This window comes from Mycobacteriales bacterium, assembly GCA_035690485.1.
GTDB lineage: Bacteria > Actinomycetota > Actinomycetes > JAFAQI01 > DASSKL01 > DASSKL01.
Genome location: DASSKL010000097.1, coordinates 1 through 10,373, shown reverse-complemented (window position 1 = coordinate 10,373; position 10,373 = coordinate 1). Strand labels below are relative to the sequence as shown.

Genomic DNA, 10,373 nt, shown 5'->3' with positions numbered 1-10,373 from the left:
GGATCGCCGCGCGCCGGTCGCGCTCGGCCCGCATCTGCTTCTCCATCGCCTCCTGGATCGACGACGGCGGGTCGATCGACTTGATCTCGACGCCGTTGATGCGGATCCCCCACTTGCCCGTGCGCTCGTCGAGCACGACGCGCAGCTTGTCGTTGACCTGGTCGCGCGAGGTCAACGTCTCCTCCAGTGTGAGCGAGCCGATGATGTTGCGCAGCGTGGTGACGGTCAGCTGCTCGATCGCCTGCAGCGGGTTGGCGATCTCGTAGGTCGCGTCCTTCGGCTCGGTGATCGTGAAGTACAGGACGGTGTCGACGCCGACCGAGACGTTGTCGGAGGTGATCACCGGCTGCGGTGGGAACGTGACCACCTGCTCGCGCAGGTCGATCAGCGGCAGCACGCGGTCGACGAACGGCACGACGAACGTGAGCCCCGGGTTCAGCGTGCGCTGGTAGCGGCCCAGCCGCTCGATGATCCCGGCCCGGGCCTGCGGCACGATCCGCACGGTCCGCGCGACGATGAGGACGACGACGAAGGCGCCCACGAGGGCGCCGATCAACGCGGCCATGACAGCTCCGTCGTGAGGTCGATGGGGTCGATGGGGTGCACCAGTGCGGTGGCGCCCTCGATGGACAGCACGTCGACGGTGGCACCGGGTGGGATCACCGCGCTGCTGTCGTACGACCGCGCCGACCACACCTCGCCGCCCAGCCGCACCTGGCCGCCGTGCCCGTCGACCTGCTGCAGGACGACCGCCTGCCGGCCGACCAGCGCGGCCACGCCGGTGCGGGTCTCGGCGGGCACGTGCAGGTGGCGGCGAGCGACGGGGCGTACGACGGTGAGCAGCAGGGGCGTCGCGACGCCGAAGGTGATGATCTGCCAGACGACCGAGACCCCCGCCGCCGCGACCAGCGCGGCGGCCACCGCCGCGATCGCGATCATGCCGAGCACGAGGCCGAGAGTGACCACCTCGGCACCGCCGCAGATGGCGGCAACGACGACCCAGGCGACCCACGCCGGCATGCCATGAGCGTATGCGCGCGATCACCCCAGTGGGTGACGTTCCGGTACCCCACCGGGTCTTTCCTTTCGTCACGGTGGGTGCTTGAGTGTTCACGTGGCGTCAAATCGGCATAATCCGACCGTGGAGGCACGGCAGCGGACACGATGGCGCCCCTGGTGGTGGGCCGCGGCGCACGGCTCCACGCGCGTGCTCGTCGCCGTCGGCGCGCTGATCCTGCTCGCCAGCGCGGGTGTGGGCGCGATCCTCAACTCCGGGCTGTCCGCCCTGGATCGCGGCCGCCGCCCCGCGCCCGCCCCACCCCCGACCGCGCTTGCACCGCAACAGATCCAGCCGCTGGTGATCCCGAGCGCCAGGCCCGCGCGTCCGCCGGCCCCGCGCCCGGTGCAGGCGGCCACGCCGGCGTCGCACCCACGATCGGCAGGGGTGGTCGCCTCGGCGATCGCACCACCGCCCGTTGCCCGTGGCACCGTCACCGCCGGCCAGGTCGCCACGGTCGCGCGGGCGCTCCCGGCGGCCACGGTGCTCCCGGCAGCCGCCCTTGCACCCTCCTCCGGACCGCCGCCGGTGCTGAACCCGGTCGCCGTACCCGCCGCCGTGCGCTCGCCGATCGCGGTCTCCTCGGCGATGGGGCGCGAGATCCGGCCCGCCCGCGCGCAACCTGCCCTCGCACTGTCGCCGGCCGCGCAACACCCGCGCGCGCACCCGAAGGCGACGACACGCGACCACGGCCACCACAAGGGTCAGCACGGCCACCCGGCACACCATCCCGCTCGACACGCCGGTCGCTGACCCCGACTGCCCGGACGGCCGCTCAACCGGCCGGAAATCTGCGACGATGCGCTCATAGGGAAGGCGCGAACCGCACCCGGGTACGAGCCTTCGTGACGGACCGGTCGGCCGCCGGCGATCCCGGCACCGGCCTACGTCGAGAGACGAGGAGCCGTGTATGACCACTCGGCCGCAGGCTTCCGTGCGGGAGCTCGTCCAGCTGCTCACCCCCGAGGGCGAGCGGGTGGAGCATCCCGACTACGAGCCGTTGATCCCCGACGACCAGATTCCCGCCGTCTACCGCGACCTGGCCATGGTCCGGCGCATCGACGTCGAGGCCACCGCCCTGCAGCGCCAGGGGCAGCTCGGCATCTGGGCCAGCCTGCTCGGCCAGGAGGCGGCACAGGTCGGTTCGGCCCGCGCCCTGCGCGACAACGACTACTGCTTCCCCACCTACCGCGAGCACGGCGTCGCCTACTGCCGCGGTGTCGACCCGTTGAAGCTGCTGGCGCTCTTCCGCGGTGTCACCAACGGAGGCTGGGACCCGCAGGCCTTCCACGGGTTCCACCTCTACACGATCGTCATCGGCTCCCAGACCTTGCACGCCACCGGCTACGCCATGGGCCTGCAGCGCGACGGTGACGACCAGGCGGTCATCGCCTACTTCGGCGACGGCGCCACCAGCCAGGGCGACGTCAACGAGTCGTTCATCTGGGCGAGCGTCTTCCAGGCCCCGGTCGTGTTCTTCTGCCAGAACAACCAGTGGGCCATCTCCGAGCCGTTGGAGAAGCAGTCGCGCATCCCCCTCTACCAGCGGGCGAGGGGCTTCGGTTTTCCCGGTGTACGCGTGGACGGCAACGACGTGCTCGCGGTGCACGCCGTCACGACCAGAGCACTCGACGACGCGCGTACCGGTCAGGGACCCACGTTGATCGAGGCCTTCACCTATCGCATGGGCGCCCACACGACCTCGGACGACCCGACCCGCTACCGGCTCGCCTCCGAGCTGGAGACGTGGAAGCTCAAGGACCCGATCGAGCGGGTGAAGGCCTACCTGTCGCGCCGCGGCATCGCCGGCGCCGACTTCTTCCGCGAGGTCGACGAGGAGGCCGACGCGCTGGCCGCGCGGCTGCGGGCGGCTTGCATCGGGATGCCCGACCCGGACCCGCTCGCGATCTTCGACCACGTCTATGCCGACGGCAGCCCCTTGGTCGACGAGGAGCGGGCGCGCTTCGCCGACTACCTCGCGTCGTTCGAGGAGGTGGCGCCGTGACGACCGTCACCCTCGCCAAGGCCCTCGGAGCCGGGCTGCGCCGGGCGATGGAGCGCGACCCCAAGGTGCTCGTCATGGGCGAGGACGTCGGCAAGCTCGGCGGGGTCTTCCGGGTCACCGACGGGCTGCAGAAGGACTTCGGCGAGGACCGGGTGATCGACACCCCGCTCGCCGAGTCGGGCATCGTCGGCACCGCGATCGGCCTGGCCGTGCGCGGCTTCCGGCCGGTCTGCGAGATCCAGTTCGACGGCTTCGTCTACCCGAGCTTCAACCAGATCGTCAGCCAGCTGGCGAAGATGCACTACCGGTCCGGCGGCAACGTGCGGCTGCCGGTGACGATCCGCATCCCCTTCGGTGGTGGCATCGGCGCGGTCGAGCACCACAGCGAGTCGCCGGAGGCCTACTTCGCCCACACCGCCGGGCTCAAGGTCGTCGCCTGCGCCGACCCGGCCGACGCCTACTTCATGGTCCAGCAGGCGATCGCCTGCGACGACCCGGTCGTCTTCTTCGAGCCCAAGCGGCGCTACTGGGAGAAGGGCGAGCTCGACGAGGCGGCCGAACCGCTGCCGCTGCACGCAGCCCGAGTCGTGCGGCCGGGTTCCGACGTCACGCTGCTCGCCTACGGTCCGATGGTGCGCACCTGTCTCGACGCCGCGACCGCCGCGGTGGAGGACGGCCACGACCTCGAGGTCGTCGATCTGCGGTCGCTGTCCCCGGTCGACTGGCCCACGGTTCTGGCGTCGGTCCGCCGCACCGGCCGCTGCGTCGTCGTCCACGAAGCCCCGGTCTTCCTCGGCATGGGCGCCGAGCTGGCCGCGCGCATCACCGAGGAGGCGTTCTTCCATCTGGAGTCGCCGGTGCTGAGGGTCGGCGGTTTCGACACGCCGTATCCGCCGAGCCGGCTGGAGGACGACTACCTGCCCGACGTCGACCGGGTGCTCGACGCCGTCGACCGGGCGCTGGCCTACGGATGACGCGGTTGCCGACCCGAGGTGAAGGGAGGCCGTGGTGACGCGGCAGGAGTTCCGGCTGCCCGATCTCGGCGAGGGCCTGACCGAAGGCGAGATCCTGCGCTGGCTGGTCAGTCCCGGCGACCCGGTCACGCTCAACCAGCCGATCGTCGAGGTGGAGACCGCCAAGGCGGCCGTCGAGGTGCCCTCGCCCTACGCCGGCGTCGTCGCGGAGCTGTTGTACGACGAAGGCGCGACCGTCGACGTCGGCCGGCCGATCATCACCTTCGACGTCGACGACGCTGCCACGACGCCGGACGCCGCAGTGCCCGCCGCGGGCGCCACCGAGGGCGAGTCGGCCGTCGCCGGTGAGGAGCGGCAGAGCGTGCTGGTCGGCTACGGCCCCCGCGAGGGCAGCGGGCGCCGCCGCCGGTCCCGCCCGGCTGCGGTGGTGGCCGCCGAGCCGCCCGCGCCGCGGCGCGGGCTCGAGCAGGCCGAACGCGGCTCCGGCGCCGCGGTGGCGACCGCCGCCGAGGCCGCGGTGCTGGCGAAGCCGCCCGTGCGCAAGCTCGCGCGCGACCTCGGCGTCGACCTGCGTTCCGTCAGCGGCACCGGCCCTGAGGGGGTCATCACCCGCGACGACGTGCAGAGCGCGGCGGGCGGTGCGGCGCCGCTGCGCGCGGTGCCCGCCGCGGGTGACGAACGCATCCCGATCCGCGGCGTCCGCAAGGCCATGGCGGCCGCGGTCACGGCGAGCGCGTTCACCGCGCCGCACGTCACGGAGTTCCTCACCGTCGACGTGACCGAGTCGATGGCGCTGCTCGAGCGCCTGGCCGGCGCGCCGGAGTTCGCCGAGCTGCGACCCTCCCCGCTGCTGCTGGCGGCCCGCGCGCTGCTCGTCGGCGTACGCCGCCATCCGCTGATCAACTCGTCCTGGGACGAGCAGCGGCAGGAGGTCGTCGTCCACGGCGACGTCAACCTGGGCATCGCCGCCGCCACCCCGCGCGGGCTGCTGGTGCCCAACGTCAAGGCCGCGCAGCGGTTGTCGCTCGCCGAGCTGGCCCAGGCCCTGGCCGACCTCGCCCGTACCGCTCGTGAGGGCAAGACCGCGCCGGCCGACATGCAGCGCGGCACGATCACGATCACCAACGTCGGGGTCTTCGGCGTCGACAACGGCACGCCGATCCTCACGCCCGGAGAGGCCGCGATCCTCTGCCTCGGCGCGGTCCGCGACATGCCGTGGGTGCACGAGGGGGAGATCGCGGTCCGCAAGGTCACCCAGCTGGCGCTGTCGTTCGACCACCGCCTCGTCGACGGGGAGCTCGGCTCACGCTTCCTCGCCGACGTCGGCGCGATGCTGCGCGACCCGTCGCTGCTGCTCGCCTGGTCCTGACACGACGACGGCCGGCCCCGAAGGGCCGGCCGCTACGTCGTGCCGGGTCAGATCGTGCGGTGCACGTGCTCGTGGTGCTCGATCGGGTCCTGTGCGTAAACGCGGTCGTCGACGACGGTCGTGCGCCGCCACGGGCCGAACGCCGTCAGCGCCAGCAGCAGACCGAACGCGCCGACCGCCATCAGGATGATGCCGACGGTCGAGATGTCGATGGCGCCCAGATCCGCGTGCAGTGCGAACGTGAAGATGGCACCGACGGCGATCAGGAAGATGCTGACGCCGATACCCATGACCTACCTCCTCAGCAGTGGGCCGGAGGTGCCGGCCCGGCTGCGAGGTGTGTACCCGCGACAGCGAAGAGTCACGCCCGCCGGACGAGTGACGTAGCCGAACTTGCGACGAGGCGGGACGAACCGTCAGAAGCCGGCCGGATCGAGCTCCATCAGCTCGAGGTCGGTGGCCTCGACGACGGCCCGCTCCGCCGACAGCAGGGGCAGCCGGACGGCGGCGAAGAACCGGGCGGCGGCTACCTTGCCCTCGTAGAACGCCGGGTCGCGCCCGCCCTCGGCCAGCCGCAGCAGAGCCACCTCGGCCTGCCGCAGCAGCAGCCAGCCGATGACGAGGTCGCCGAGCGCCATGAGCAGCCGGGTGGTGTTCTGCCCGACGCGGTAGAGCTCGCGCGGTTGCTCGGCCGCTCCGGTCAGCCAGCCGACCATGGTCGTGACCATGGCCTCCACGTCGGCCAGCGCCGTCGTGAGCAGCGCCCGTTCGTTCTTCAGCCGGCCGTTGCCCGCGTCGGAGCCGGCGAACTCGCGAATCGAGGCGCCGAGGGCTGCCAACGCCTGGCCGCCGTCCTTCACGATCTTGCGGAAGAAGAGGTCCATGCCCTGGATGCCGGTGGTGCCTTCGTACAGGGTGTCGATCTTCGCGTCGCGGATGTACTGCTCGACCGGGTAGTCCTGCAGGAAGCCGGAGCCACCGAGAGTCTGCAGCGACAGCGCGAGCATCTCGTAGGCGCGCTCCGACCCCACGCCCTTGACCAGGGGCAGCAGCAGGTCGTTCAGCCGCGCCGCGGCCTCGTCGGCGCCACCGGACCGCTTCGCGATCTCGACGGCATCCTGCTGGGTCGCGGTGTAGAGGACCAGCGCTCGCAGGCCTTCGGCGTAGGACTTCTGCAGCATGAGCATCCGGCGCACGTCCGGGTGCGCGATGATCGGCACCCGGGGTGCGGCCTTGTCCGTCATCTGCGTGAGGTCGGCGCCCTGCTCGCGCTCGCGGGCGAACTCCCGCGCGTTGAGGTAGCCCGTCGACAGCGTCGCCATGGCCTTGGTGCCGACCATCATCCGGGCGCTCTCGATCACCTCGAACATCTGCCGGATGCCGTCGTGCACGTCGCCGACCAGGTAGCCGACCGCCGGGTGCTTCTCGCCGAACCGCAGCTCGCAGGTGGCCGAGACCTTCAGCCCCATCTTCTTCTCGACGTTGGCGACGTAGGCGCCGTTGCGCTCGCCGAGCTCGCCCGTCTCGAAGTCGACGAGGAACTTGGGTACGACGAACAGGCTCAGCCCCTTCGTGCCCGGCCCGTGGCCCTCCGGCCGGGCGAGCACGAGGTGGACGATGTTCTCCGGCCAGTCCCAGTCGCCGCTGGTGATGAAGCGCTTCACGCCCTCGATGTGCCAGGTGCCGTCGGGCTGCTGGACCGCCTTGGTGCGTCCGGCGCCCACGTCGGAGCCGGCGTCGGGCTCGGTCAGCACCATGGTCGAGCCCCACTTGCGCTCGACCATCAGCTGCGCCAGCCGCTTCTGGTCGTCGTTGCCGAGCCGGTGCAGGATCGCGGCGAACCCGGCCCCCGCGGCGTACATGAAGATCGCCGGGTTGGCGCCGAGCACGAGCTCGGCCGCGGCCCAGCGCAGCGACGGCGGAGCGCCGAAGCCGCCGAGCTCCTCCGGCAGCTCGAGCCGGTCCCACTCGCCGTCGACGAACGCCTGGTAGGAGCGGGTGAACGACTCGGGCAGCGTCACGCTGCCGGTCTCGGGGTCGAACGTCGGCGGGTGGCGGTCGGCGTCCACGAACGACGCGGCGAGGTCGTCGGCGGCGAGCCGGGCGACCTCGCCGAGGATGCTGCGGGCGGTGTCGGCGTCGATGTCGGCGAACGGCGCCTGCCCGAGCACCCCTTCCCGGCCGAGAACCTCGAAGAGGTTGAACTCCAGGTCGCGCAGGTTGCTGACGTAGTGACCCATGACGGGACTCCTCGACGCAAGGCGCCGGCGGGTGCTCGGCCGGGCGGGTTACTGGCGGGTAACAACTGAATGTTACCCGCGAGTAGGAGCGAGTGGTCCCGGCTCCCCGTAGCGTGCACGCGTGCCGCCCGCCGACTCGTTTCCGCGCCAGAGCGCCCGGACCCGCCGCTTCACCCTGGGGCAGCCACGCACGCCGGTCGTCTCGGCCGACGGCTCCCGGGTGCTGTTCCTGCGCTCGCCCGGCGGCAGCGACCCGATGACGTGCCTGTGGGTCTACGACGTGACCGCGGGGGCCGAGCGGCTGCTGGTGGACCCGGCCCGGCTGCTCGCCGGGGGTGACGAGGACCTGCCGGCGGAGGAGCGCGCCCGGCGCGAGCGCGCCCGGGAGACCGCGGGGGGAATCGTCGGGTTCGCGGCCGATCGCGCGGCCTCACTCGCCGTCTTCAGCCTGTCGGGCCGGCTCTGGACCGTGGATGTGGCGACTGGCGCGACCCGCGAGCTGGTCGGCGCCGGAGGCATCGTGGACCCGCGACCGGACCCGACCGGCAGACACGTCGCCTACGTCCGCGACGGTGTGTTGTTCGCCGTCCCGGCCGGGGGCGGGGAGCCGGTGCTCATGGCGGCCGAGGGCGGCGACCCGGTCGCCTGGGGCCTCGCGGAGTTCGTGGCCGCGGAGGAGATGGGCCGGCTGCGCGGTTACTGGTGGGCGCCGGACGGGAGCCGGCTCCTGGCCGCCCGCGCCGACCATGCCCCGGTGCAGCGGTGGTGGATCGCCGATCCCGCCCACCCGGATCGGCGACCCGTCGCGGTCAGCTATCCCGCGGCCGGCACCCCCAACGCCGACGTGACGCTTGCCGTGCTCGGCCTCGACGGCTCACGCGTCGACGTCGAGTGGGACCGCGCGACCTACCCCTACCTGGCCGTCGCCGCGTGGACCGACGACGGGCCGCCGCTGCTGGCGGTCCAGTCGCGCGACCAGCGCCGGCTGCTGGTCCTCGCGCTCGACCCCGACACCGGAGCGACCGCGCGCGTCGACGAGCTCGTGGACGACCGGTGGGTCGACCTCGTCGGCGGTGTGCCGCGATGGCTCGACGGCCGGCGGCTCGTGACTGTCGTCGCCGACGGCGACGCCTACCGGCTGGCGATCGACGGTGAGCCGGTGTCGCCGCCCGACCTGCAGGTGCGCGACGTGCGCAGCGTCGCCGACGGCGCGGTGCTGTTCACCGCCTCCGCAGACGACCCGACGCAGGTGCACCTGTGGCGGTGGTTCGACGGGCGGCTCGGCCGGCTCACCGACGTGCCGGGCGTGCACGGGGGCACGGCCGCCGGTGGTACCACGGTGATCACCTCGGCGACCCTCGACCGCGACGGCAGCCGCCTGACGGTCGAGGCGGCCGGCCGGCCGGCCCGGGTTCTCACCTCGTACGCCGAGACGCCGGTGCTCACCCCGCGGGTGACGATGTTGACGCTCGGGCCCCGGCGGCTGCGGGCCGGCCTGGTGCTGCCACGCGAGCATCGGCGGGGCGAGCGGCTGCCGGTCCTCATGGCGCCCTACGGGGGACCGCACGCGCAGCGGGTGCTGGCGGCGCGGTCGATGTGGCTGGAGGCGCAGTGGTTCGCCGACCAAGGTTTCGCGGTGCTCGTCGTCGACGGCCGCGGCACCCCCGGCCGGGGGCCGCAGTGGGAGCGGGCCGTGCACGGCGACCTCGCCACCCCGGTCCTCGAGGATCAGGTCGACGGGCTCCTCGCGGCGGGGGAGGCGGTGCCCGACCTCGACCTGTCGCGGGTGGGGATACGCGGGTGGTCGTACGGCGGTTATCTCGCAGCGCTCGCCGTCCTGCGTCGCCCCGACGTGTTCCACGCCGCGGTCGCCGGCGCCCCGGTGACCGACTGGCGGCTCTACGACACCCACTACACCGAGCGCTACCTCGGCGACCCGACGGCGCAGCCCGCGGCGTACGACGCGACGTCGCTGCTGACCGGCGCGCATTCGCTGCGCCGGCCGCTGCTGCTCGTGCACGGACTCGCCGACGACAACGTGGTCGTGGCGCACACCCTGCAGCTCTCGGCGCGGCTGCTCGAGGCGGGTCGTCCGCACGCCGTGCTGCCGCTGTCGGGCGTGACGCACATGACGCCGCAGGAAGAGGTGGCCGAGAACCTCCTGCTGCTGCAGGTGGAGTTCCTGCATCGAGCGCTCGGCGTCAGCCCTCCGGGCTAGCCAGTGCGGCGTCGCGCCACGGCGCCTCGCCCGCCGGCGCCATCCGCCAGCGGCCGCGCCCGGCCCGCTTGGCGGCGTACATGGCCTCGTCGGCGCGCCGCAGCAGCTCCGCGCTCGACACCGATCCGGCCCGGGCCACGACCACGCCGACGCTGGCTCCCGACGGGTCGAGGTTCTCGCGCTCGAAGCGGCGGCCGAGCTCGGTGACGATGCGGTCGGCGGTCGCCTGCGCCTGCGCCTGCGTCATGCCGGTGCACACGACCACGAACTCGTCACCTCCCACCCGCGCGACGAGGTCCTCGGCGCGTACGGCGGCCCGTAGCCGGTGGGCCACGGCGCGGAGCAGGCTGTCGCCGACGGTGTGACCGTGGCTGTCGTTGATGAGCTTGAACTCGTCGAGGTCCAGGTAGAACAGCGCGATCTCCTCGTTGCGCTCCGCGCAACGGTCCAGGAAGCGCTGCAGCCGCTCCCGGTTGGCCAGGCCGGTGAGCGCGTCGTGCAGGGCCTGGT

The 10,373-nt window shown here is 72.8% G+C and carries 10 protein-coding genes; 5 read left to right on the top strand and 5 right to left on the bottom strand.

Annotated features, from left to right (window positions below; all coding sequences use genetic code 11):
- Together VFJ21_14810 and VFJ21_14805 are read right to left on the bottom strand one after the other, a co-directional pair.
- Positions 1-565: paraslipin (locus VFJ21_14810; protein HET7408391.1), on the bottom strand; the 565-nt coding region annotated here is incomplete at its 3' end.
- A complete protein-coding gene (locus VFJ21_14805; protein HET7408390.1) occupies positions 553-1,020 on the bottom strand; it encodes an NfeD family protein in 468 nt (155 codons plus the stop codon). The genes VFJ21_14810 and VFJ21_14805, both read right to left, overlap by 13 nt.
- A gap of 121 nt (positions 1,021-1,141) precedes the next feature.
- Here VFJ21_14805 and VFJ21_14800 point away from each other — a divergent pair, with 121 nt between their 5' ends.
- From VFJ21_14800 to VFJ21_14785, 4 genes are all read left to right on the top strand, one after another.
- Positions 1,142-1,810 (top strand): hypothetical protein, encoded by a 669-nt coding sequence (locus VFJ21_14800; GenBank protein HET7408389.1) that lies wholly within the window; start codon positions 1,142-1,144, stop codon positions 1,808-1,810.
- 157 nt (positions 1,811-1,967) lie between these two features.
- Positions 1,968-3,062 (top strand): pyruvate dehydrogenase (acetyl-transferring) E1 component subunit alpha, encoded by a 1,095-nt coding sequence (pdhA, locus tag VFJ21_14795; protein HET7408388.1) that lies wholly within the window; start codon positions 1,968-1,970, stop codon positions 3,060-3,062.
- Positions 3,059-4,036 (top strand): alpha-ketoacid dehydrogenase subunit beta, encoded by a 978-nt coding sequence (locus tag VFJ21_14790; protein HET7408387.1) that lies wholly within the window; start codon positions 3,059-3,061, stop codon positions 4,034-4,036. Before pdhA ends, VFJ21_14790 begins: the two co-directional genes overlap by 4 nt.
- Positions 4,037-4,067: 31 nt before the next feature.
- Complete coding sequence (locus VFJ21_14785; protein ID HET7408386.1) at positions 4,068-5,405, top strand: dihydrolipoamide acetyltransferase family protein; 1,338 nt, start codon at positions 4,068-4,070, stop codon at positions 5,403-5,405.
- A 47-nt stretch (positions 5,406-5,452) separates the two neighbouring features.
- On the opposite strand, the gene VFJ21_14780 is transcribed toward VFJ21_14785, so the two are convergent.
- Together VFJ21_14780 and VFJ21_14775 are read right to left on the bottom strand one after the other, a co-directional pair.
- Entirely contained in the window at positions 5,453-5,695 is a 243-nt protein-coding gene (locus VFJ21_14780) for a DUF6458 family protein (protein ID HET7408385.1), read from the bottom strand.
- Positions 5,696-5,821: 126 nt separating this feature from the next.
- The gene (locus tag VFJ21_14775) at positions 5,822-7,645 is read right to left on the bottom strand and encodes an acyl-CoA dehydrogenase (protein ID HET7408384.1); all 1,824 of its coding nucleotides are present in this window, start codon (positions 7,643-7,645) and stop codon (positions 5,822-5,824) included.
- 121 nt (positions 7,646-7,766) lie between these two features.
- On the opposite strand from VFJ21_14775, the gene VFJ21_14770 reads away from it, so the two are divergent.
- Positions 7,767-9,863 carry a prolyl oligopeptidase family serine peptidase gene (locus VFJ21_14770; protein ID HET7408383.1) on the top strand — a complete coding sequence of 699 codons (2,097 nt, stop codon included), beginning with the start codon at positions 7,767-7,769 and terminating at the stop codon, positions 9,861-9,863.
- Here the strand turns inward: VFJ21_14770 and VFJ21_14765 are convergent.
- Positions 9,847-10,373 (bottom strand): GGDEF domain-containing protein (locus tag VFJ21_14765; protein ID HET7408382.1); only part of this gene is annotated, 527 nt, incomplete at its 5' end. The genes VFJ21_14770 and VFJ21_14765 overlap by 17 nt on opposite strands.

Excerpts from the sequence above, each read along its gene's own strand:
- VFJ21_14805 (HET7408390.1), bottom strand. The coding sequence starts at position 1,020 with ATGCCGGCGTGGGTCGCCTGGGTCGTCGTTGCCGCCATCTGCGGCGGT.
- pdhA (HET7408388.1), top strand. The coding sequence starts at position 1,968 with ATGACCACTCGGCCGCAGGCTTCCGTGCGGGAGCTCGTCCAGCTGCTC.
- VFJ21_14780 (HET7408385.1), bottom strand. The coding sequence starts at position 5,695 with ATGGGTATCGGCGTCAGCATCTTCCTGATCGCCGTCGGTGCCATCTTC.
- VFJ21_14775 (HET7408384.1), bottom strand. The coding sequence starts at position 7,645 with ATGGGTCACTACGTCAGCAACCTGCGCGACCTGGAGTTCAACCTCTTC.